This is a genomic window from Paramicrobacterium fandaimingii, assembly GCF_011751745.2.
Classification (GTDB): domain Bacteria; phylum Actinomycetota; class Actinomycetes; order Actinomycetales; family Microbacteriaceae; genus Paramicrobacterium; species Paramicrobacterium fandaimingii.
Map to the genome: position 1 here is coordinate 1,606,000 of NZ_CP061170.1, position 21,828 is coordinate 1,627,827.

24 protein-coding genes are annotated in these 21,828 nt (G+C 61.9%); 10 read left to right on the forward strand and 14 right to left on the reverse strand.

Annotation, left to right across the window (positions count from 1 at the left end; genetic code table 11):
* The first annotated feature begins 21 nt into the window (after window positions 1–21).
* From dhaL to HCR84_RS07805, 4 genes are all read left to right on the forward strand, one after another.
* Window positions 22–663, forward strand: a complete 642-nt coding sequence (dhaL, locus tag HCR84_RS07790; protein WP_166983521.1) for a dihydroxyacetone kinase subunit DhaL — start codon at window positions 22–24, stop codon at window positions 661–663.
* Window positions 660–1,349, forward strand: a complete 690-nt coding sequence (dhaM, locus tag HCR84_RS07795) for a dihydroxyacetone kinase phosphoryl donor subunit DhaM (protein ID WP_166983522.1) — start codon at window positions 660–662, stop codon at window positions 1,347–1,349. The genes dhaL and dhaM overlap by 4 nt, the downstream gene beginning before the upstream one ends.
* A gap of 16 nt (window positions 1,350–1,365) precedes the next feature.
* Complete coding sequence (locus HCR84_RS07800; protein ID WP_166983523.1) at window positions 1,366–1,794, forward strand: SRPBCC family protein; 429 nt, start codon at window positions 1,366–1,368, stop codon at window positions 1,792–1,794.
* A 432-nt stretch (window positions 1,795–2,226) separates the two neighbouring features.
* Complete coding sequence (locus tag HCR84_RS07805; protein ID WP_235940839.1) at window positions 2,227–2,784, forward strand: NUDIX hydrolase; 558 nt, start codon at window positions 2,227–2,229, stop codon at window positions 2,782–2,784.
* A 12-nt stretch (window positions 2,785–2,796) separates the two neighbouring features.
* Here the strand turns inward: HCR84_RS07805 and HCR84_RS17625 are convergent, their stop codons facing one another.
* Window positions 2,797–4,008, reverse strand: coding sequence for a GNAT family N-acetyltransferase (locus HCR84_RS17625; RefSeq protein WP_235940840.1), 1,212 nt, complete (start codon window positions 4,006–4,008; stop codon window positions 2,797–2,799).
* Window positions 4,009–4,099: 91 nt separating this feature from the next.
* On the opposite strand from HCR84_RS17625, the gene HCR84_RS07820 reads away from it, so the two are divergent.
* Window positions 4,100–4,495 carry a hypothetical protein gene (locus tag HCR84_RS07820; protein ID WP_166983525.1) on the forward strand — a complete coding sequence of 132 codons (396 nt, stop codon included), beginning with the start codon at window positions 4,100–4,102 and terminating at the stop codon, window positions 4,493–4,495.
* Window positions 4,496–4,516: 21 nt separating this feature from the next.
* On the opposite strand, the gene HCR84_RS07825 is transcribed toward HCR84_RS07820, so the two are convergent.
* Window positions 4,517–5,332 carry an acyl-CoA thioester hydrolase/BAAT C-terminal domain-containing protein gene (locus HCR84_RS07825; RefSeq protein ID WP_166983526.1) on the reverse strand — a complete coding sequence of 272 codons (816 nt, stop codon included), beginning with the start codon at window positions 5,330–5,332 and terminating at the stop codon, window positions 4,517–4,519.
* A gap of 83 nt (window positions 5,333–5,415) precedes the next feature.
* On the opposite strand from HCR84_RS07825, the gene HCR84_RS07830 reads away from it, so the two are divergent.
* Window positions 5,416–6,117 carry a tyrosine-protein phosphatase gene (locus HCR84_RS07830; RefSeq protein ID WP_218043623.1) on the forward strand — a complete coding sequence of 234 codons (702 nt, stop codon included), beginning with the start codon at window positions 5,416–5,418 and terminating at the stop codon, window positions 6,115–6,117.
* A 64-nt stretch (window positions 6,118–6,181) separates the two neighbouring features.
* Here HCR84_RS07830 and HCR84_RS07835 read toward each other — a convergent pair whose 3' ends face one another.
* The gene (locus HCR84_RS07835) at window positions 6,182–6,673 is read right to left on the reverse strand and encodes an NUDIX domain-containing protein (protein WP_166983527.1); all 492 of its coding nucleotides are present in this window, start codon (window positions 6,671–6,673) and stop codon (window positions 6,182–6,184) included.
* Window positions 6,674–6,699: 26 nt separating this feature from the next.
* Window positions 6,700–7,221 (reverse strand): histidine phosphatase family protein, encoded by a 522-nt coding sequence (locus tag HCR84_RS07840; protein WP_166983528.1) that lies wholly within the window; start codon window positions 7,219–7,221, stop codon window positions 6,700–6,702.
* An 868-nt stretch (window positions 7,222–8,089) separates the two neighbouring features.
* On the opposite strand from HCR84_RS07840, the gene HCR84_RS07845 reads away from it, so the two are divergent.
* Complete coding sequence (locus HCR84_RS07845; protein ID WP_166983529.1) at window positions 8,090–8,683, forward strand: HdeD family acid-resistance protein; 594 nt, start codon at window positions 8,090–8,092, stop codon at window positions 8,681–8,683.
* Window positions 8,684–8,686: 3 nt separating this feature from the next.
* On the opposite strand, the gene HCR84_RS07850 is transcribed toward HCR84_RS07845, so the two are convergent.
* Entirely contained in the window at window positions 8,687–9,454 is a 768-nt protein-coding gene (locus HCR84_RS07850) for an SDR family oxidoreductase (protein WP_166983530.1), read from the reverse strand.
* A gap of 193 nt (window positions 9,455–9,647) precedes the next feature.
* Between HCR84_RS07850 and HCR84_RS07855 the strand changes: the two genes are divergently transcribed.
* The gene (locus tag HCR84_RS07855) at window positions 9,648–10,397 is read left to right on the forward strand and encodes a glycerophosphodiester phosphodiesterase family protein (RefSeq protein WP_166983531.1); all 750 of its coding nucleotides are present in this window, start codon (window positions 9,648–9,650) and stop codon (window positions 10,395–10,397) included.
* 94 nt (window positions 10,398–10,491) lie between these two features.
* Complete coding sequence (locus HCR84_RS07860) at window positions 10,492–10,854, forward strand: RNA polymerase-binding protein RbpA (RefSeq protein ID WP_166983532.1); 363 nt, start codon at window positions 10,492–10,494, stop codon at window positions 10,852–10,854.
* An 11-nt stretch (window positions 10,855–10,865) separates the two neighbouring features.
* Here HCR84_RS07860 and lnt read toward each other — a convergent pair whose 3' ends face one another.
* From lnt to HCR84_RS07905, 9 genes are all read right to left on the reverse strand, one after another.
* Window positions 10,866–12,413, reverse strand: coding sequence for an apolipoprotein N-acyltransferase (gene lnt, locus HCR84_RS07865; protein ID WP_235940841.1), 1,548 nt, complete (start codon window positions 12,411–12,413; stop codon window positions 10,866–10,868).
* Window positions 12,414–12,444: 31 nt separating this feature from the next.
* Complete coding sequence (locus HCR84_RS07870; RefSeq protein WP_166983533.1) at window positions 12,445–14,820, reverse strand: DEAD/DEAH box helicase; 2,376 nt, start codon at window positions 14,818–14,820, stop codon at window positions 12,445–12,447.
* Window positions 14,817–15,563: a twin-arginine translocase subunit TatC gene (gene tatC, locus HCR84_RS07875; RefSeq protein WP_166983534.1), complete on the reverse strand. Its 747-nt coding sequence runs from the start codon at window positions 15,561–15,563 to the stop codon at window positions 14,817–14,819. The genes HCR84_RS07870 and tatC overlap by 4 nt, the downstream gene beginning before the upstream one ends.
* A gap of 68 nt (window positions 15,564–15,631) precedes the next feature.
* Window positions 15,632–15,874 (reverse strand): twin-arginine translocase TatA/TatE family subunit, encoded by a 243-nt coding sequence (gene tatA / locus HCR84_RS07880; protein ID WP_434063557.1) that lies wholly within the window; start codon window positions 15,872–15,874, stop codon window positions 15,632–15,634.
* A 52-nt stretch (window positions 15,875–15,926) separates the two neighbouring features.
* Window positions 15,927–16,925 carry a helix-turn-helix transcriptional regulator gene (locus HCR84_RS07885; RefSeq protein ID WP_166983536.1) on the reverse strand — a complete coding sequence of 333 codons (999 nt, stop codon included), beginning with the start codon at window positions 16,923–16,925 and terminating at the stop codon, window positions 15,927–15,929.
* A complete protein-coding gene (locus tag HCR84_RS07890; protein WP_166983537.1) occupies window positions 16,922–17,953 on the reverse strand; it encodes a helix-turn-helix transcriptional regulator in 1,032 nt (343 codons plus the stop codon). The genes HCR84_RS07885 and HCR84_RS07890 overlap by 4 nt, the downstream gene beginning before the upstream one ends.
* A gap of 40 nt (window positions 17,954–17,993) precedes the next feature.
* Entirely contained in the window at window positions 17,994–18,905 is a 912-nt protein-coding gene (locus tag HCR84_RS07895; protein WP_166983538.1) for an FKBP-type peptidyl-prolyl cis-trans isomerase, read from the reverse strand.
* A 19-nt stretch (window positions 18,906–18,924) separates the two neighbouring features.
* A complete protein-coding gene (locus HCR84_RS07900; RefSeq protein ID WP_166983539.1) occupies window positions 18,925–19,965 on the reverse strand; it encodes a tRNA (adenine-N1)-methyltransferase in 1,041 nt (346 codons plus the stop codon).
* Window positions 19,962–20,639, reverse strand: a complete 678-nt coding sequence (locus HCR84_RS07905; RefSeq protein WP_166983540.1) for an HAD family hydrolase — start codon at window positions 20,637–20,639, stop codon at window positions 19,962–19,964. The genes HCR84_RS07900 and HCR84_RS07905 overlap by 4 nt, the downstream gene beginning before the upstream one ends.
* A gap of 87 nt (window positions 20,640–20,726) precedes the next feature.
* On the opposite strand from HCR84_RS07905, the gene HCR84_RS07910 reads away from it, so the two are divergent.
* Window positions 20,727–21,827 (forward strand): PAC2 family protein, encoded by a 1,101-nt coding sequence (locus HCR84_RS07910; RefSeq protein WP_166983541.1) that lies wholly within the window; start codon window positions 20,727–20,729, stop codon window positions 21,825–21,827.
* The last annotated feature ends 1 nt before the right edge of the window (window position 21,828 follow it).

Below are 21,828 nucleotides of genomic sequence, written 5' to 3' on the forward strand. Positions count from 1 at the left end.
ACCGAGAGTAGGAGTGAAACGATGACGGTCAACGCTTCATGGGTGCGATCCTGGGTGGACGAAAGCGCCGCTGTGATCGCCGATAATCGCACAGAGCTGATTCGACTCGATCGAGAGATCGGCGACGGCGATCATGGTGAGAACATGGACCGGGGTTTTCAAGCGGCGAAAGCGAAGCTTGAGGATTCCCCAGACGATGCCATTCCTGCCGACATCCTGAAGCTGATCGCGACAACCCTCATCTCCACCGTCGGCGGCGCTGCGGGACCACTGTATGGCACAGCGTTCTTGAAGGCGTCGGGGGCTGTTGCTGGAAAAGGCGAGTTGGGGCCCGCGGAGATCGTTGACCTTCTCGCGGCTGCACGCGACGGAATTGTTCTGCGAGGAAAGGCCGACGTCGGCGATAAGACGATGATCGACGCGTGGACCCCTGCCGTCGACGCAGCGTCGAAGGCAGCGGATGCCGGCGCGGATGCGGTCGCCGTCTTGGAAGCGGCTGCGCAGGCGGCAGAAGAGGGCGCGGCAGCGACAGAACCTCTCGTGGCCCACAAGGGTCGTGCGAGCTACCTGGGCGAACGGGCAATCGGGCACAGAGATCCGGGCGCTCAATCGACGGCTCTCATTTTGCGCGTCGCCGCTGAAACCGCGAAGGACGCCGAATGACCGTTGGACTCGTGATCGTCTCGCACAGCTCGAAGATTGCACAGGGAACCGTCGAGCTTGCGGCTCAGATGGCCCCCTCCGTGACCATGCGCGCGGCGGGCGGAACGGATGATGACGGCATCGGAACGAGTTTCGACAAGGTGTCCACAGCGATCGGCGAGGCTGAATCGGGTGATGGGGTCGTCGTTCTCTGTGATCTTGGGTCCGCTGTGCTCACGACAGAAACAGCCCTCGATTTTCTGGATGACGAGCAGCGCCGTCGCGTTTCGCTTGCCGATGCTCCCATTGTCGAGGGTGCCGTTGCCGGCGCGGTGGCCGCAGAGACGGGAGGAGACGTCGCTGCCGTCGTCTCGGCCGCTGAACACGCTGGGCGCGGTGGACTGAGCAGTCCAGCGCCAAGCACGAGCATCGACAGCTCGGGACCAGGTGGTCCAGAGAAGCGAACGGTCACCCTCGTCAACAGGGATGGTTTGCATGCCAGACCCGCAGCGGACTTCGTGAAGATGGCGAGCGGCTTCGACGCCCGCATCACGGTCAACGGTGTCGACGCCAAGAGTCTTCTCGGCATCATGTCTCTGGGTCTCGTGCGCGGCCGTGATGTCGAGCTGGCTGCGGACGGTCCAGAAGCCAGCAAAGCGATCGCAGAACTGGCAGGCTTAATCGAAACAGGTTTTGGCGAGAAATGACAGTGGAAGGATGATCATGAGTGATCGAGCTGAAGCACGGCGGCTCGGCGGCGTCATTCGAGATGTGCTTCGTCCACGACATGACGTCTGGCGGCTCTGGACCGAACCCGAGTTCATTCGCCGCTGGTTCTGGGCGACATCGTCTGGCACCGAGGTCGAGTTTGTGGCCGAGGTCGGCCAGCAGTGGCGTGTTGTGACGCCGGATGTCTCGGTCGGGGGCCAGATCACTGACGTGGTCCCGGGGGAAAAGCTTGTCTTTACGATGCGATGGACCGGCGACACCCATACACTCAACGTTGACGTCAGGCTCCTTGACGACCATGCAGGGGGCACCACCATTGAAATCAGCGAGTCAGGCTCCGTGAGCGATGTGGAGCGTGACGAGCATGTTGCCGGCTGGAACGCGAGCCTCGATCGCATGTCGAGAATTGATCTGACCTCATAACACAACTCTGTCCATTCTGTCAAAACGCGTTACAATGAGGGTATGGTCCCTACAGAGCAAAGGAGCGGTGCAGCGAACCGGTATGACCGATTCTTTCGACGGATCGAAGATACGCTGGTGCCGTATATTGGTTCGGCCAACGTCGGCCCGTATGACGCCGATGTACATGAGTTGGCGCAAGATGACTCGTGTCCGATCTGCGGCTATGTCATGGCGGAGCACAGCTTTGATCGCTCAACCGACAACGCGGTCCTCAATTGCCCAGTCGAGGTCAAGCCCGTGGCGAATGACACTGCGCCCCTGAACGAGCTTGGCATGCCGACTGAGTCGGCGCGCACACGCGCCGCGAAGCACGACGCTCGCACCTGACCGGCTTTCTTTTCCCAGCTGCTCGGTCAGATGCCTGCGCCGTCGTGCGCCATACTGGAACACGTGTCACAGGTCCGTTCGCGAGGCGAAGTGCTCGCTCGTCAGCTGCAGTCGTGGGTGCCGCTCTCTGCGGAACAGACGTACCGTCGCCAGGAGTATCTCGAGTTTCTGGGCGAGCGGGGCGAGAGTTCTCTTGACCGTGAGGGTGGTTCCGACCACCTCACCGCAAGTTGCTTCATCTTCACCCCAGACTTCAGGAAGCTGCTTCTCTGCTTTCACAAGAAGGGACAGTTCTGGGTGCAGCTGGGCGGGCATATCGAGGGTGCAGATGCAACGATCGCCGCCGCCGCGGAACGCGAGTCGCGCGAAGAAAGCGGGCTTGACAGCATCCGGATGCTTCGGGGCGCACCGTTCGATCTGAACCGGCACGAGCTCGCATCGTCGTTTGGGCGGTGCCGATGCCACTGGGACCTCGGCTTCGCCGCCATCGGTGCGGGGGACCCGAGAACAAGCGACGAAAGCGAAGATGTCGCGTGGTGGGCGGTGGACGAGCTGCCAGAACGTGTTCCGTGGGACTTTCGCGTGCGGGTGGCGAACGTGCGCGCAGAGCTTTCTCGCTGAGCTCGGCATCAGCTAGGTGTCGAGGACGGCCCAGGGCTGTGGAACGCGGTCGTCTGTGGCGAGGATGCTGCCGACCCAGTCGTCTTCGCGACCGACGCGGCCTAACGAGGCGGAACGCCGTATGCCCTCGAAGCGGAAGCCCGTGCGTTGTGCCACGCGCGCTGAGCCGTGGTTGCCCGCGTAGCATCGCCATTCGACACGCTCGAGGTTCAGCGTTCCGAAAGCGTAGTCGAGCACGGCGGCGACGGCCTCCGAGAGATACCCGTGCCCACGCTGATCCGGTGCCATCCAGAAACCGAGATTCGACGAGCCGTGTTCGATCGCGTCGAGTCCCACGACTCCCGCAAACGCGCCGTCTGCTTCGAGCGCCCAGGTGAGTCTCTCGCCGGTACGCCAGCCGTCTTCGCAGAACGACGTGACATAGGCGACGGCGTGCTCATGCCGGTAGGGGACAGGCACTGGAACGCGCCGCTGGATCTCGGGATCCTGGCAGGCGGCGGTAATCGCGTCGACATCGTCGAGGGTAGGGCAGCGGAGCAGAAGCCGCGATGTGCTGATGCGCTCGTCGGGCACGTCGTCCACGCGCGTGCGCGCCACCGACGCGACGAGGTAGGCCTGGGCAGTACGTTCTGGTGGTTCCGGCGCCGTCTCGGCACGGAGCTCGACGGTGAACCCGGCCGCCTCGAGAGCTGAGACAATGGCGTCCGGAGAATGGCGATACGCGACATAGTCGAGGTCGTCGTGGCCGTATGCGCTCGAGATCGTCACACTTTGCGAGGCGCCGGCTTGAAAAGCGATCAGCAGGATGCCGCTGGGTGAGAGTGCGCGTCGGAACTCGGCGATCACACTCGAGAGCTCGGATTCCGGCGTGTGAATGATCGAGTACCAGGCGACGATGCCGTCGAGCGATCCATCCGCGACACCCAGCTCGTCGAGCGCGCCGACGCGAAAGTCGATGCCCGGGTTCCGCCGCTTGGCCTCGGCGACCATCGCGGGGGAGAGATCGATGCCGGATGCTGTCACACCGCGATCTGCCAGATACCGGGCGACGCGCCCCGGCCCGCAGCCCGCGTCAAGGACCGGCCCACTCACGCGTGCGGCGAGGTCGTCAAGGAGGTAGCGGTGAAGCGGTCGTGCGGTGAGCTCATTCTCGAGAAGCTCAGCGTAGTCGACGGCGACGCGATCGTAGGCTGCGCGTGTGCGCTCACGGTGCGTTTGAGGCATCCGACAAGTTTATCGTTGCCCGCGTCCGACCTCCTTCATCGGTCGTTATCAGATCGTTGCTTCTTTGTTTTCGGAAGCGTAGATTGAGTTAATGGTCAGTAACGTTGCTGGGTATAGCGGTTTACGTGTGCGAGATGCGTCGCCGGGGCACACGTCGGGCGATTCGCGTACATTCGTGCGCACAGCGGCAATCGCCTACGGGTTTGGTGGAATCGTTGTTCCTGTTGTCGGCTGGCTGATCGGAGTTCTGATGCTCGTGCGGTCGCCTCAGTGGACCAGGCGACAGAAGACAATGGCGATCGCCGTTCCGACAGCGCTCTCGGGGATCGTCGCGCTGGTGACGATGGCAGCAAGCGCAGTCTCTGCGGGGGCAGAAGGCGTGTCGGCTCTGCCAAGCGGTTACGACGTTGCGTGGTCTGGTCTTGCCATTGTGATGATTGTTACGGCAACACTCGCTCTATGGCTGATGCACTCAATGCGGGAGTGATGCTATCCCGTCGCAGGGGCGTCAGTGAGTCGTGAGCATGTCGAGAATGGCGCCCAAGGCTTGGTTGCCAAGCGCACGATCGGCTTGCTCCGAGCCTCCGCGCGTCATTACTCGGCCTGAGGAGATCGGGGGCTCTCCGGGGAGCAAGGTGCGGTGCCCTGCTGCGTCGTGGCTCACGAGGGTCGTGGCGAACGGGCATCCCTGACGCCTATCGCGGATGCGTTCGGCGTGCGCAATACTCGGCCAGACCTGATCGTCACCTCCCGCGACGAGAACGAGATTTTTGATGCGCTCGACGGGAATCGACGCCGACTCGACGAGGTGTGTGTAAGTCACGCGTGAGGCGGTATACAGCGGGAGAAAACATGGCACTTCGTTGGGTACATGCGCATCGAAATCGAACGGAACGTAGGGGAGGGGTGCGCCGTCCAGCGTCCAATGGGAGGTCTCGCGTCCCGCGCCGTCGAAGCCAGCCCAGACGACATCTGACGGGGCGAACGCGACGACGCCGGAAACGGCATCGACGCGGGCTCCGGTCAGAAGCGCGGCCTCGGAACCGAACGACGTTCCGACAACATAGACACGGTCGCAGGTTCTCGTGAGATTCTCGACGCGTTCAGCAAATGTCTCGAGGGGAATCTCCCACGGTTCGTCGTGCTGCCCGGCCCCGCCAAACCAGCGAATCGACTCGGCGATGCAACCCAATTGCGCGAAGACTCTGGCTCGATCTTCGTCGATACGTCCACTCGAGCCGGCGAGCACGAGAACGCCTGCGCCGGAATGCTCATTCGGTATGCAGCGCACGCCTTCCGGTCTTTCGAGTGGGATGCAGCGCATGGCATCAGTCTTACAGAAATATTGTGGGGAAATGCGCGAACTGAGATGGGGGCGGGGTTCGAAATATTCGCGATCTTGGAGGGTTGCCCTCCTCGACGTCTCCAACAGGAGAGACCATCTACGGTCGTATCGCCCGTGGTCCTCGACGTGAGTTGATCTCGAAGGAAGGTTGGGAGTCGGCTCGCAGCTGGGGGTTGAACACAGTTGTCGATCTTCGTTGTCTTCATGAAACGGGCGCTCGAGAACAGGACCCTGAAGTCGACGAGCGATCAACGGAGAATATTGTGGTTCTGTCGACCCCAACAGAAGATCAGGAATCTGAGGAATTCCGGCGAACGTGTTTTCCCATTCTCGACTCGCCGGAATACTGGGTCCACAATTGGCGGATTCTGCCGGAACTGGTCCGAAACTCTCTCAGGGCGATAGCCACGTCGCCATCTGGGGTTCTCGTTCACTGCAGCGCGGGCCGCGATCGTACCGGCATGATTACGGCGCTACTTCTTGGAAATGCCGGCGTGCCGCCCAGCTCAGTCGTCGATGATTATGCACAGTCGGTTCGCGCGATGGCGGGCACTCCTCATCAGGGGCAGGCGGGAGACCGGCAAGCTGAGTGGAATTCGCAACAGCGTGAGGACTGGATCGAGAGTGTTTCACCGATCGTGTATGAGGCTGCTGAAGACACCCAACGAGCTTTTGACATGATTCAGCTGGATCGCCGTGACCAACGTCGATTGCGTGAAATGCTCACGCAGCCGTCCGTGATTTTCTCGGCTCACAAATGCTGATTCGGTTCTTTGTGATGAATACATCGCGTTCGTGCTCATTGGGCGACGTGAGCAGCACGTGGAATCAACCTGCAACAACGGTGAGTGCCCACGCTGCAATAACATCGTCGAGGTGGGAAACTGGGGTGTCGGATGCTGTCAACGGCACCCGCCATGCCAGTTCCACAAGCTCGTCGCTTGGTGTCGCAACGGCGTCAAAAACGCGCGCAAAGAAGATGGCCCCGAGTTCCTCTCGCGGGGGAGTTGTCAGCCCAAAGTACGCATATCCCACGAGCAGCGGTTGCGGAACGTTGATTCCGGTTTCTTCCTGGAGCTCCCGAGACGCGGCGCTCTCAAAAGACTCGTCATCCTCCACCATTCCACCGGGCAGCTCAAACGATCGCCGCCACCAATTGAGGCCGAAGAGAACGCGACCGGAATGCCCATCGGCGACGACCACGAGTGCGAGTGGGCACGGCGTACGCGCGCTTGCCTCGCTCAGCCCGGCCGAATCGGTGCGCACGATTTCGATTAGCGAGTCTCCGCGAGCATCAGTGGCAATCGGGGCTGCGGGCATAAGCGCCATTCTACGGGCGGCGAGGGTCACGGCACCGTCACCTCGACGAGATCGGGCATGGATAGTGCGCTCCAGAAGCGACCGGCCTCATGGCCTGGTCTCACTACGCCAACGGCGATAAGCCATGCCGTCAGCACCATGCCATGGCTCGCGACGACGATCGACTCGCCATCGATCGCGTTGATTCCTGCTTGAAACCGCGACGCTGCAGCTTCTGGAGTCTCCCAATGCTCATGGAGTGGGCACGGATGACCAACGATCCACGTGAACCGTCGATCGCGAAATCCATCGTCAAACGGCTCATCCGGGCGGCGCACCTCCGCGAAGCGGGAATCGACAACGATGTCTGTTTGCGTGCCGGGTGCGCGCTCGAGAGTCTGCCGAGCTTTGAGCTCTGGACTTGATGCGAGGACACCGTTAGTGGGAAGTCGCCCAAATAACCGCGACGCAGCCGCCGCACCGTCGTCGCTCAGCGGCCAGGCGTCAGGAGAAGCATCGAGTGATGCGTCGGGCATCGCGTGTCGAAGGAGCAAGATTCGACGTGTCATGGATTCAGGCTAACGAGCAGGGGAGAGCAATGCTCCTTGCCGGGCAGGGTCGCTCAGAGACAAAGCCCACCCACCTGTGAGGTGTCGCAGGGGGCATCGGCCAGAGTTTCCATAATGTGGAAAATGAGATGCTGCGCCCGTTCCGGCGAGGCAAGACGACGACAAGGAGTAGATACGGCAGCGCGTGTGGGTGAATCACCCCGCGGAGAGCGGAAATGGCGGGCGGATCGCGGTGGCGGATGGGTCGCGACGATGGTCGAGACACGTGTGGCGATCTCGAGTCACGGGGGCAGTGGCCCGGTGGGCCCAGAAAAGCTTAGTTGACATAATGTACATTATCAGCTTGAAGGTGCACACGTGAGGGCCGCTGCGCCCGGCGATATATGAGTTGTGCACCGCATCGTTCGCACAGGAGCTCTTGTGTCGAATGCGACATCGCGGTGAGTGCCGTGGAGTGCTCCCTGCGCGCCTTGGGGAGTCATGCCTGTACGTCGCTGAATCGAATGTCGAGTGCCAAATGTCTTGGATTGCACAGAAACAATTCTGTGAATGGCTTTGGGTGCGATGCGCGTTCGTGTGGGACGCGAATCACCGGCGCTCGAGATGCTGAGAGCTCCAGGATCTCTGGCGGCCGGTATGACGCCTGCGAGCTTCTTCGCATGCGCATACCGCTCTCACCAGACGCAAGATTTAGCGTGATAATTGGCATTACTTGACATAATGCGTTGGATATCGGTCCACCTTCCCCGCCCTGGCAAGGACAGCTACCATCGCGCAACGACAGTTCATCGAGATTTGCGGCGAAACGCGTGCATCTTGCATGAAACTGCGCGAAAGTAGACATCGGAACGAATTTCGAGGAGGAACGGTGTCTGAGAACACAACAAAATGGCTGATCGATCATGTGCGGCTCTCCCCCGGGCAGATCACGGGCATCAGGGTTGCCCTCATCATCGGAGGGCTCGCAGCTGTTGCTCTCGGCATCGTTATCTGGGCGTGGCCCGGCGTGACGCTGTTGCTCGTCGCCTGGGCATTCGGCGTCTTCTTTATCGTTACCGGGATTGTGCGCGCTGCCATTGGACTCTCAGCGTTCGAGGCGACAACCGGTGGCAAGATTCTTGCCGTCGTGCTCGGCATCCTCTTGGTGATCGCCGGCATCGTGATCCTCATAAATCCAGGGTTCGGCATCACGATTCTGGCGACGGTTGTTGGAATCGTATGGATTGTCGAAGGAATTGCGTCACTCGCGTCGCTTCCAAACAGCTCGCTGAAATGGCTCGCCGTCGTCTATGGGGTGCTGAGCATCGTCGGAGGAATCCTTGTGGTGATCTCCCCCGGATTCGCCGCCGGAGTCATGCTGATCGTCGCCGCGACGATGCTCGTCGTCGGCGGAATCGCGCAGACGCTTGAAGGAATCGTCTTCGCGCGTGGCCGAGACAAGCCTGTCACCGCAGGCTCATAGCCGCTAAGATTCGGGCGTGAAACCAGAAACATCGCCGACGAGTCGGGTGTTGTCTTCAGGAATCGGCTCGACTGCAGCGAGCGCGACCTCTGCGGCGAACTCAGCCACGTTATAGAGCTTGCCCGCTGCCTTCTTGCGCTCGTCGAGTGCTCCAGGGTTCATTCGGTTCAGCAGCGTCGCTGTGATGGTTCCCTCGATCATGTCGCCGGACACGACGACGAAGTCGATGCCCTTCTCCGCGAGAGCGGGGATCTGCTCTCGCAGGGCGTCCTCCCCCGCGCGCTTCGACGTGGCAACCTGCTCATACTCGGGCATTGTCGGCGTCGTGCGAATGAAGTGCGCCTGGTGGCTCGTGACGAAGACCACGCGCGAGCCGTGCCCGAGCAGCGACTGCGCGGCGGCCAGCGCTCCAACCTGCGCGTCGCGATTGAGCACCATTGCGTAGTCCTCATCCATTCCCGATTCCATGCCGCCTGACGCATTGAGAACGAGAATGTCGAGCTGTCCGAGCTCCTTGGCGACGATGTCGAACATGGCCTTGACGGATTCCGGTTTCGTGAGATCGGCACCGACAGTGATCGCGGTACCGCCGCTATCACGGATGCTGTCAGCAAGCTTCTCAGCGCGCGCTTCCTTATTGCGGAAGTTGATTGCGACGTGAGCCCCTGCCTCGGCGAAATAGCGCACAGTGTCGGCACCGACGCCGCGGCTCGACCCCGTCACCAGAACGCGCTTGCCATCGAGAGAACCAGGCTGAAGGGGGTTAGACACGAGGGGAACTCCTAGACGATCGGATGCGGCGAGCCGCGAGTACCTCCCGAGACTACCAAGTTGTGCATTGCTGCACTGATAGATTCGAGGGCAGGATGCTGAATGAGCGCGGTCGATGGAGGGCGCAGACAATGAAGCGGCGTGCACGAGACGCGAGGATTCCATCGATTTCTGCGTCGAACGGTGAGGCTTCGTGACCGTCCGTTTTCTCGCCCCGCAGCGAGACATCAGAATCTTCGCTCATCGAGGGCTCGCAGCCGGTGTTCCCGAGAACACTCTCGCCGCGTTCAGTGCTGCTGTCGCCGCGGGTGCTGATTACGTCGAAACTGACGTGCACGTCACCAAAGACGGCGTGTGCGTCATTCACCATGACGCCACCCTCACTCTCGGAGGAACGACCTGGAACATCGCCGATGAGCGCTACGAGACGCTTCGAGCACTCGACCTTGGTGAAGGCGAGAGCATGCCCGCACTCTCCGACGCGCTCTCGGCATTTCCCGAGGTGCGCTTCAATATTGACGTGAAGACGCGGGCCGCCGCAGAGCCTGCTGCCCGCGCCATACTCGACGCAGACGCCACCGAGCGGGTACTCGTGACCTCATTCGACGAAAAGACACGTCGCGCCGCCGTCGCTTTGCTGCCCGGCGTGACAACGAGCGCCTCCTCGGCGAAGATCATTGCGGCGCTCCCCTGGATGCTGCTCGGCGCGCCCACCCGCGTCGCCGCGGTGCTCACCGGCATCCCCGTTGTGCAGATCCCAGAAAAGCGAGGGAGACTGCGGCTCGTCTCTCCGCGAATTGTGCGGGTCATGCATCGTGCAGGGATCGAGGTGCATGTGTGGACCGTCAATGACCCGTCCGACATGGCCCGACTGCACGGTTGGGGCGTGGAAGGGATCATTACCGACCGGTGCGACGTTGCGATCAGAATGACCCGGCACTAATCGACGATGTGCAGAGCGTTTCCCTTCCCGCTGGAAGCATTTGCCCAGCTTGTTGGTTTATACATGAGGAGAGCGGCGAGAAGGAGACCACACAATGGCAGATCGCAGTTTGCGCGGAATGCGCCTCGGCGCCCAGAGCTTGCAAAGCGAAGAGGGCGTCGTCTTTTCAGAACGAGTTCAGCGCACATACCAGTGCACCGAGTGCAAAAAGGAGACAACCCTCACTTTTGCCGCGGATGCTGAAGCTCCGGACGTATGGGAGTGCAAGGCCTGCGGCGCGGAAGCGCTGCTTTTGGTCGGCACAGAGACCGTCACGGTCGATCATTCAGATGCGAAGACCCCACGGTCTCACTGGGACATGCTCCTCGAACGGCGCAGCCGCGACGAGCTCGAAGTGCTTCTTCAGGAGCGCCTCGAGTATCTGCGTGCGCGACGAGGAGAGCAGAAAAGCGCCTAGGCGTAAGAACCTCAGCGACGCTTTCGTGGCCGCCTGGCACCTGTGCCAGCGGCCACGAGTGCGCTCAGGCCGAAAACGACAATGATCATCTCGATCTGAGCGCCGAGCGCGACAGCAGGCGTTGTTCCTTTCATCAGTGGCAGCGTTTGCAGCAGATATCCCGGTTCGTGTGACGGAATCTCTTGAATCGTCGATCCGTCTGGGGCGATCATCTGACTCTCGCCGACCGTCGAGATGTTCACAAGCGCACGACCTGTCTCGATTGCGCGCATCCGTGCAATCGCCAGCTGCTGCTGATTCTCATCGGTCTCGCCGAAATCGGCATTATTTGTCTGCGCCAGAATGATCTGCGCGCCGCGGTCGATCGTGTCGCGCACGAGCGCATCGTCGACGATGTCGAAGCAGATCGAGATTCCGGCGATCATGCCGTTGACATTCATGACGGAGTCTCGGGTTCCCGGCGTGTAATCTCGCTGGATCAGTCCGAGAAGATCGGGTGCAAACGGCTCCCAGAACGCGCGGTCAGGCACATATTCGCCAAACGGAACAGGATGCACTTTGTCGTAGTAATCCGCGACGCGGCCGTCCTGCAGTAGCAATGACGTGTTGTAGTAGTTGCCGTCTCGGTGCGTGATGGTGCCTGTCAGTATCGGGGCTCGACCCAGCGATTCGCTCAGCAGATTGAGAGCCACAGCGGAAGCGCTGTCTCGAGTGGGGTCGAGGTCGGTTCCGTTTTCTGGCCACACGAGAAGATCGATGCTGTGACCGACAACATCCTGCGAGGCTTTGAGCTGTGAAATGAGGATGTCTCCGGGCTCGCGTTCGTCGAAGTAGCCCGCCTTGCCGTTTCCTTGGACGGCCGCGATCGTCGATGTTCCGTTCTGCTGGGTTGACCAGGCCGGTACCGCAAGTACGCAGGCGATCAGGGCAACGGGCACTGCCGCGGCCGAGAGCCTGAGGGCACCGGGCGTGATCAGCAGCTGAACGATGACGGCGGTGAGGAAGACGAGAACGAAGCTCAGCCCAGAAAGCCCGAGCCACGAAACGAGGTCGGCGAAAGGGCTCTGAGATTGGCTGAGCGAAACGCGTCCCCACGCGAAGCCTCCATACGGCCACACACTGGCGATCGATTCACGCGCGGTCCAGAGCGCTGCGACGACGGCGGGCAGAAAGGTGAACCGCGCAACGGGCGACGTCCACACGCGGGGCACCCAGCGGTACGCCAGGGTGATGAGCATCGCGCCGAGCGCGAAGAAGAGCGACTCCAGTGTCGACAGAGCCAGCCAGGGTATGGCTCCGAGATAGAGCGTTGCCCAGAAGATGTGTGTCAGGTAGAAAGACAGGCCGGCGACGAAGCCGACGAGAAAACCCGTGCCGGCTCTGCGTCCGATGAGGGTGACGAGAATCATCGCGACGCCGACGAACGCCAGCGGCCAGATGTTTTTGTCAGGGAACCCGGCGTCAAGAACCGGTCCAGATGCCGCGGCAACAATGAGCGCGGCGAGAAGAGGAATCGGTGGGCGGGTGCGGTCTTGCATTCGACGGCGAGATCTAGACACGCTCTTCAGCCTACGAGGTAGAGGCTGTGAATCAGACGGAGGCATAGGCAACGATGCCCCGACGCACCGCGTCGATCGCAGATCGCGACGTCGCCGTCATCGTCGGACCCGCGATTCCGCTGATCTGATCGAGAAGGTCGATGATCTGACGGCACCAGCGAACAAAGTCGCCAGCCGAGAGATCGGCCTCGACAAGAACGCGATCGAGCTCCTCACCTCGCGCCCACATGTGGATCGCCGGCGCAAGCCCTGTCGACGGCGGTTCGGACCTGCTGAGGCGGTGGCGGTCCTCGAGATCGTCGAGAGCCGTCCATACCTGCATCGTCTCTGTCAGCGCCTTTCTGAACGGCCCGCGAGGAAGGTACTGCTGGGCGTATTCAGACGAATCCCGCTTTGGCTCGAAGAGCAGACAGCTCACCATCGCAGCGAGCGAGGCGCCGTCCAGCTGGTCCCAGAGCCCCGTGCGCAGGGATTCGGTGACCAGAAGATCGCGTTCTCCGTAGACGCGTGACAACACATGTCCGTCGTCGGTGAGAGTCGGCTCACCGTCTGGGGCGGAGCGAACATAATCGAGCTCGGAGAGCACATCGGTCACGCGATCGAAAACGGCGGCGACGGCGTTCGTTCGCGATGCGATGCGTTTCTTCAGCTGGTCGGTCTCACGGCGCAGTCTCCACCAGCGTTCCGCCCACCGTGCGTGTGACTCGCGATCGGGGCATCCATGGCACGGATGCTGGCGCATGCGCTTCTGCAGCTCAGAGACGCGCTTCTGCCGTTTGTCGCGCTGCGCACGCGGCATCGAATGCACCCGAGCGCTCTTTCGCTCCAGATCGGTCAGCTCGCGGCGGAGCCCGGCGTATTCTGCGAAGTCGCCTCGATCGCAGGCCATTGACTCCGCATAGCCCGCGAGCGACTCCTCTTGTTCGCGGACCGTCCGTGCGAGCGCGAGCACAGCGCGGTCCGCTTGAAACTGCGCAAACGACGATTCGAGGATGTCGCGGGTGCGGGCGCGCCCGAATTGCGCAATCAAGTTGACAGCCATGTTGTACGTCGGACGAAAGCTCGAGGTCAGAGGGTAGCTGCGCTTCGACGCCAGCGACCCGACGGAGCCCGGTTCAAGCCCGTCGTGCCAGCAGATCACCGAGTGGCCCTCAACGTCGATTCCGCGGCGCCCTGCCCGCCCGGTGAGCTGGGTGTACTCCCCCGGGGTTATGCGCACACGCGATTCGCCATTGAACTTCTCAAGCTTCTCGAGAACCACGGTGCGCGCGGGCATGTTGATTCCAAGCGACAGCGTTTCGGTGGCGAAGACGACGCGGAGAAGCCGACGGCGGAACAGCTCTTCGACGACCTCCTTGAAGACCGGAAGCATTCCCGCATGGTGGGCGGCGACGCCGCGCTGCAGGGCGTCGAGCCACGACCAATAACCGAGAATCGATCGATCGCGGTCGGGAATGTTGCGGCACCGTTCTTCAGCGAACTCGCGAATGAGTTTGCGCTCATCTCTATCGGTCAGTCGGAGGCCGGACCGCACAACTTGCTCAACGGCACCATCGCAGCCTGCGCGGCTGAAGATGAAGTAGATCGCCGGGAGCAGCTGGTGACCTTCCAGAAGGCGCACGACCTCTTCGCGGCGAATACGGTGCACACCGCTTCTCCGATGGCGCACGTGTCTGTCGCGCTTGCTGGTTGGTGCGCGGCCGCCATATTTGGCGAGCCGAACGAGCTCTGGGTTCACCCGAGACCCCGCTCCCCCGTCAGCGAAAAGCCCGACGAGGTCGCCCTGGATCATGACGTGCTGGTCGAGGGGAACGGGGCGATCCTCCGACACGATCACCTCGGTGTCACCGCGTACCGTCTGCAGCCAGTCGCCGAATTCCTCGGCGTTCGAGACCGTGGCGCTCAACGAGATGAGCCGTACGGGCCCGGGAAGGTGAATGATTACCTCTTCCCACACGGCCCCGCGAAAGCGGTCGGCGAGGTAGTGCACTTCATCGAGGACGACGAACGCCAGATTCTGGAGCAGATCGGAGTCTGCGTACAGCATGTTGCGTAGCACTTCGGTAGTCATGACGACGATGCGTGCGCGGGGATTGATATTGGTATCGCCCGTGAGAAGGCCGACGGAGTCCGCTCCGTAGAGTTCCGTGAGTTCCGTGAACTTCTGGTTGCTGAGCGCTTTCATCGGTGCCGTGTAGAAGACCTTGGCATTCGCCTGCCGCATGGCAACGTGAATCGCGTATTCAGCGACGATGGTCTTGCCCGCCCCTGTCGGCGCCGCGACGAGCACACTGTGATCGGCGTCGATGGCATCGCACGCACGGCGTTGGAACTCATCGAGTGAGAAGTCCAACTCCGCTGTGAAAGCAGAGTAGGCGGCGGAGTGCACGGTGGGCTCAGGTGTCAAGACGAGTACTCGGCCTCCAGCTTCGCCGCTTTCTTCGCGCGGCGTCTGTCGTTGATGAAGGACACGCCGTATGCCGCGAAGTACAGCACGATCATGGGGACCGCGAGGAGGAACATCGATATGACGTCGGCTGCGGGCGTTGCGATCGCACAGAACAGCATGATGACGAGAAGAGCGATTCGCCAGCCGTTGATGATCGCGCGAGCGGAGAGCACACCGACGAAGTTCAGCAGTACGAGGAAGACGGGCAGAACGAAAGCGATCCCGACAGCGAGCACGAGCTTCAGTATGAAGTCGTAGTAGTAGCCGGCCTGATAGAGATTCGATGCGTCGTCTGGCGTGAAGCCGGCCATGAGCTCGACGATGTGTGGCATGACGATCCAGCCGGCGTAACAGCCGGCAAAGAACAGCGGGATCGCGGTGAGGATGAAGCCGAGGATGTACTTGGTTTCGCTGCGCTTCAGACCGGGAACGAGGAACGACCAGATCTGGTAAAGCCAGACAGGGGCAGACACGACGAAGCCGAGCGTCAGCGCAACCTTCATGTGCAGGTCGAAGCCGCTTGTCACCGTGTCGAAGTTCAGATTCGCCAGTTTCTTATCAGCGAGCTGACGGATGGGCTCCGACATGAGTTCGATCGCGTAGTTCGACACGACAAAGCCAGCGATCATCCCCACGACGATCGCGATCGCAGCGATAAAGAGTCGCTTGCGAAGTTCGAGCAGATGCTCACCCAGCGTCATCCGGCCTTCGCGGGACTTCGGGGGCTTCTTCTTGCTCGAAAAAGTAGGCCGCTCAGACACAGCCGTGATCAGGGCTTAGGGGTCGGATCGTCGGACGACTTCTCTGGTGCGGTCGAATCGGGCGACGTGGGTGTCGTCTTGTCCGTGTTCGGCCGTTCGTCGTTCGTCTTCGAGGTGTCATCGTCGTTCTTGATCTCGCTCTTGAAGATCTTCATCGACTGGCCGACACTGCGCGCGAGTCCAGGAAGCTTCGGGGCACCGAACAACAAAAGCACGAGAAACAGGATGATGAGCAGGTGCCATCCGGTCAAGTTGCCAAGCATTTAATACCAATCAGTGGAGGTCGAATCATTCTACAGTGTGCTACCGCAGAGAGCCCCGGGGCGAGTGCGGATCGTTCTCGTACCGTGACAGCGCTCTCGAAGCCCAGCGGGCAATCTGCTCACGTGCCTCGGGCGGCTCGATCACTCGAGCGTTTCCAGGCAGGCCGACGATCAGTCGTCCGAGGTTCGCTATGTGCGCGAGGCGAAGCGTCGCGGTGACACGACCGGGGTCCGCGTTCGGCGTTGTGGAGGAAATGTACTCGTCGATCAGCGGCACGGCATCTTTCGAGAGATCGACCACGACAGAGACATCGTCGTCGGATGCCTGGAACAGCGTGTCTGGCAGGGTGACGTCGCCGGCGCGGTGCGTGATCTCGGCGTCGATGATGCTCACATCAGACATGCGATCGAGTCGGAAGGTGCGGACTCCGCGGCGGAGGTGGCACCAGGCTCGCACATACCAATTCTGATCGAGTGAATCGATGCGCAGCGGATCGACGCGTCTGCGCTCGCGCTCGTCACGAGAATTGATGTAGGTGAACTCGATTTGGCGCTCAGACGATACCGCCGATCGGATGTCGGTCAGCGTCGTGTCGGCGACGCCCTTCTCGACAGCAACTTGAAGGGGCGCGCCGGAGGCGCCGCGAGTGAGTTTTGCCATGACGGCGCCGATGACATCACGGTCGGCCTGTTCGGGAAGGGCCGAGAGGTATTGCAGCCCTGCGATGAGCGCCGCAGCCTCGCGGGCGGAGAATCTCGGCGAATCATCGATTGCCACAAGATGCGTGATGATGATCTCATCGCGCTCCTCAAAGGAGTCCCAGTCGATGTCGAAGAGGTCGTTGTGCTGGTACTGCGTGCTGTCCCCCGGCACGCCGGAAACCGCGATCAGGCGAACAGACTGGCGAACGTGCTCTTCTGCGACATCGAAATGCGCGGCGGCCTCGGCGACCGTCGAATGACGCCGGTCAAGCAGATACGGAACCAGGGAGAGCAGAAACGCCAGCTTGTCGCGTGCCCCGGGCGTGCGTGCGTTCACCGTGACTCCTCACCGTTTGAATGCCCGGCCCGAGTGCGGGTGAGTCGCTGCACGATCGCGGCGCGGAGGCTCGGCGGAGCGAGAGCCTCCGCTTCGGGCCCGAATGCGGCGATCTCGTCGGCAAGGATGTTGATGTCTGTGAAATGAAGGCGAAAGAGATCGTCGTCGATCGCTTCGGCTCCGTGAAGCCGCGAAAGGCGAAACCAGGCATGGGTATCGGAGTCGGCACGCACCGTTGCAACGTTGCGCTCCCAGAGCCGGTCGAGGTCACGAAGAGCCGTTTCGGCGAAACTCTCGCTGTCATCGGGCGGATCAAACGAGCGCCCTGACGAGCGCGGCGTCTGCACCATGCGCGACAGCAGAAACGTTCGTCGCTCGTCGATCTCGTCGTCAATCGCGTAGAGATGCCAACGGCCACTGTGCTGCACGAGCGCGAGCGGCGCGACGGTTCGCACGCGCGCAGCCGTGTCACCGGGCTTCACGTACGGGAACGAGACGATGGCGTGCCGTTCAAGCGCCGTGCGCAGAGGTTCAAACGCGGCCTCGCGTGTTCTCAGCCGCGGGGCGACGCCGATGATCGGATCGATCTCGGTGACGCCGAGCGAGCGCAGCTTCATGAGCGCGCGCTGAGACTCGCCAGACAGTGTGCCCTCGCGCCAGACTGTCGCCGCGAGACCAAGAAGGGTGATTTCCTCAGCGGTGAAGTTGACGTCTTCGGGAAGATCGTATTCGCCCTTGGGGATGCGGTACCGCGTGTTCTGGGAGTTTCCCTCTTCGTCGGGCGGACTTGTCGCTTCGAGCGGAATGCCGAGGTCACGGATATCGTCTTTGTCTCGTTCGAATTGCCGCTCAAGGCTTGCGTTGTCTCCACTGCTCACGAATCGCTGACGATAGCCCTGCACTGTGGACAGGATCGCGTCTTTCGTCAGTCCCGATTCCGTCGCGACGAGTGCGAGGACAAGGCTGAACAGGCGTTCCTCGACAGGGACGCGTTGGGCAGCTGGAGTGGAGTCAGACACGTGCTTCATCCTAGTGATGCGCCGGCCTCACAGCATCAGACACACCCCGTCAGAGCACTCCGAGCACGTCAATGACATAGATTGAGGCATCGCCGTCTGGCGTGGGTACGAGAACAATCACCTGAGAGCCCACGTGAATGTCCGTGAGAGCATCCGTCAACTCTTTCGGCGCTTTGTTCATGGGAATGGTCTTAGGCGAACCGTCTGTCCAGGTCGAAGAGGTGATCGACTGGTTGTTCCACGATGCCTGTTGAATCTGGGCGAGAACGGTGTCTGAGGCCTTCACCGTGTCGCCGTCTCCGAGTTTCAGCAGAGCCGATTTCGCCGTCGTTGGTGCGGGCGAGGTGGGGATCGTGAGCCCAGGCGTGCCGTCAGGTGCTACCGCCACAGACGGGAAGCCAGGCTGAACAACCGGCATACTGATGCCGTCTGCTTTGCCGAGATAGGCGTTCTTGATATCGATGACCATCACGAGGGTGTCGTCGGCCTTCACCCCATACATCGGGTTGCCCGCTTCGCCGAAACCGTCATCTGGTGTGATGGCGGCAACGAGTCGAGAGCCAACGGTGTGGCACGCGAGAGCGTCGGCCATTCCCGGGAGCATTCCGCTTGGGCTGGCTGGTTTGACGTCATCGTAGGGCGTCGCGAAGATCTTCTCTCCGGTGCGGCCGTTGTACAGGCTCCACGCCAGCTCGACGACCTCGTTGCCCGCGAGCGTCTCGCCGTCGCCCTCGATGGCGGTACTCACCTGTGTTGCCGGAGCATAGAGCGGCGTCGGCATGGAGACCGACGGCTCTGAGTCGAATTTTCCCGTCACGGAAACTTGGTTCGACGCATCACCGGGCGTGGCGCACGCGACGTCGGCAGGTGCGCCGGCGCATCCACTGAGAGTCGCGGTGACGAGTGCTGCGGTCAGGAGCACGGCGGGTGCGTAGCGCACGGTACCTCGTTTCGATGTCACGGACGTGATTGTCTCAAGTTTAGTGCTCGTCGTCGGGCGCGTCGGCCACCGGGGGTGCAGATTCTCCGAGGTCGCGTGATTTCGACGCTTCGGCTCCGGCTTCAGCAGCGCGAACGCGCTTGCGCAGACTCTTCTCGCTGACGGTGCGCTGCCCGAGTGCGCCTGGCGTCCACACTTCGACGTCGTCTGCGCTGAAGTCGCTCTTGGAGGCGCGGCGTTTCAGTTCGGGAAGAACAGCCCCCGGCGCCAGCCGTCGCGCTGTGATGAGAAATCCAGTGTGCCCGATCATGCGGTGCTCCGGCCGCACGGCGAGACCTTCGACGTGCCACCCGCGCACCATCGTCTCTGTGGACTCGGGGTTCGTATAGAGTCCGCTGTCTCTGATGGCTTCGGCGACACGCGAGAGCTGCGTCACGGTTGCCACATAGCAGAGCAGCACTCCCCCGGCCACGAGTGCATCAGAGACGACATCAAGGCATTCCCACGGTGCCAGCATGTCGAGAACGACACGGTCGACGCTTGCGCGCGGCGCGGCGTTCGGCAGCTCTTCAGCGAGATCGCCGACGGTGATCGTCCAATTCGAGGGGTCGACGCCGGTGAACGTGGCGACATTGCCGCGTGCGACGGCGGCGAACTCCTCGCGACGCTCGAACGATGTCAGCGTGCCAGCCGGGCCGAGCGCGCGAAGGAGCCAGAGCGAGAGAGCGCCCGACCCTACTCCGGCCTCGACGACGGTCGCACCGGGAAAGATATCTGCCTGCGCGAGGATCTGCGCGGCGTCTTTCGGATAGATGATGGCCGCGCCCCGGGGCATCGACATGGCGAAGTCGATAAGCAGGGGGCGAAGTGCCAGATAGTCGAGGCCCGCGGAGTTGGTGATGACGGAGCCATCGGGGCGGCCGATGACGTCATCGTGGTCGATCATTCCCTTATGCGTGTGAAACTGCCGCCCGGATTCAAGGGTGATTGTGTTGCGCTTTCCCTTCGGGCCGGTGAGCTGCACGCGATCGCCGATGCGGAACGGACCGCTGTTCTGTGGTCGTTCAGACGAAGAGCTCATGCGGGGGAATCCGTTTCAGAGAAGGGAATGGAAAACAGGTCGTCGATTGTGCGTGCCTCGAGTGTTTGCCAGGTCGTGTGGCTTGGTGCCTCGTCGATGGGAACCGCGTGCGGAATGGCGAGCGTGCGGGCACCGGAAGCGATGGCAGAGGCGAGTCCATTGCGAGAATCTTCGACGGCGATGCACTCGGTGATCGCGACTCCCAGCCGCTCGGCCGCCGTGAGATAAGCCTCAGGGTGCGGTTTGGGCTGCGTCACCTCGTCGCCCGTCACCAAGAGCTCGAACGGAGTGAAGGGCAGGTGGCTGATCACCTGCTCGGCCATTGCACGCACCGACATCGTGACGAGAGCCATGCGCACGCCGCTCGCGTTGAGCTCTGCCAGCATCCGCTCTGCACCCGGTCGAAACGGAACGCCGTCGTCAGCAAGCCTGCTGCGCACCGCGGCCGTGAGATGGGAGACGATGTCGTCTGGCTCCATATCGACGCCGTGAGCACGCAGAATCTGAGCGGAGTCCCAGAGTCCGGCACCCACGAGTGTCATGGAGTCGTCGTGTGTCCAGGTGCGACCGTACGACTCGACGAGGTCGGTTTCGGCCTGGATCCAGTACGGTTCGGTGTCGACGACGGTCCCGTCCATGTCCCACAGAACGGCCGCCGGAGCAATGGCAGTCACGTGTCACCATGCTACCGGCTCTCGCATGCGCCTATTCTGGGATGACCGCCGGATTGCAGGCGGGACATCGAGAGACACAGGATGCGTGTGACTGACGGACTGGAATTCTTGGGCGGACGGCTGCTTGTCGTGGCGTTTGAAGGGTGGAACGACGCCGGAGATGCTGCCACAGGAGCAGTTCGGATGCTGAAGGACCAACTTGAGCTCGTGCCGCTGTTCGATGTGGATCCCGAACTGTACTTCGACTTCCAATTCAATCGTCCGCTCATCTCAGCCGACGCCGAGGGGCGAAAGAAGCTGACGTGGCCGAGCGCAACGCTCTACGGCCCGACGCACCCCGCTGATCCTGTCGACAGGCTCGCTGACGATGCCGAGATGCGCATCAGCGCGTCGAACAACGACAACATCTATCTGCTCGTCGGAACCGAGCCGTCGCGCAGCTGGAAGGCGTTTTGCGCCGAACTCCTTGACGCTGCGTTGACGCACGATATCTCGGGCATCATCTGCCTTGGCTCGATGCTTGCCGATGTTCCTCACACGCGCCCGATCAGCGTTTTCACGAGCAGCGAGAGCAGCGAGGTGCGCCAGGCTCTCGACGTGGAGCGAAGCAGCTATGAGGGGCCCGTCGGCGTGTTGAGCGCCCTCTCTGACGCCGCAGACATCCTCGACATTCCCACGCTGTCGATCTGGGCATCCGTTCCTCATTACGTTCAGCACTCCCCCTCCCCCAAGGCGATGCTCGCCCTGATCGACAAGCTTGAGGAGCTCGTCGACGTGGTGATCCCCCGAGGAGACCTGATGGAGCAGGCAGAAGAGTGGGAGCAGACGATCAACTCGCTCGCCTCCGATGATGAGGAGATGGCCGCCTACATCAAGCAGCTCGAGGCCGCGCGCGACACTGTCGAGGCTCCCGAGGCCAGTGGCGAGGCGATTGCGCGGGAGTTCGAGCGCTACCTGCGCACGTCAGACGGGCGCAGAGGCCCGGCAATCAGCGGTGACGACGCGTCAAAGAGCCAAGGCCCCGTCGTCGCGCCCGACGACAGACCACAGGGAAAGAGGAAGACCGGCGATGAGGTGGCACAGGACAAGCCGGATGCCGCGGATGAGCCGTCGGCGACGTCTGACGACGACGCGAAGCCTGACGACGACACGGAACCTGACTCTGATCAGGGCCAGGATCAGGCGTGAC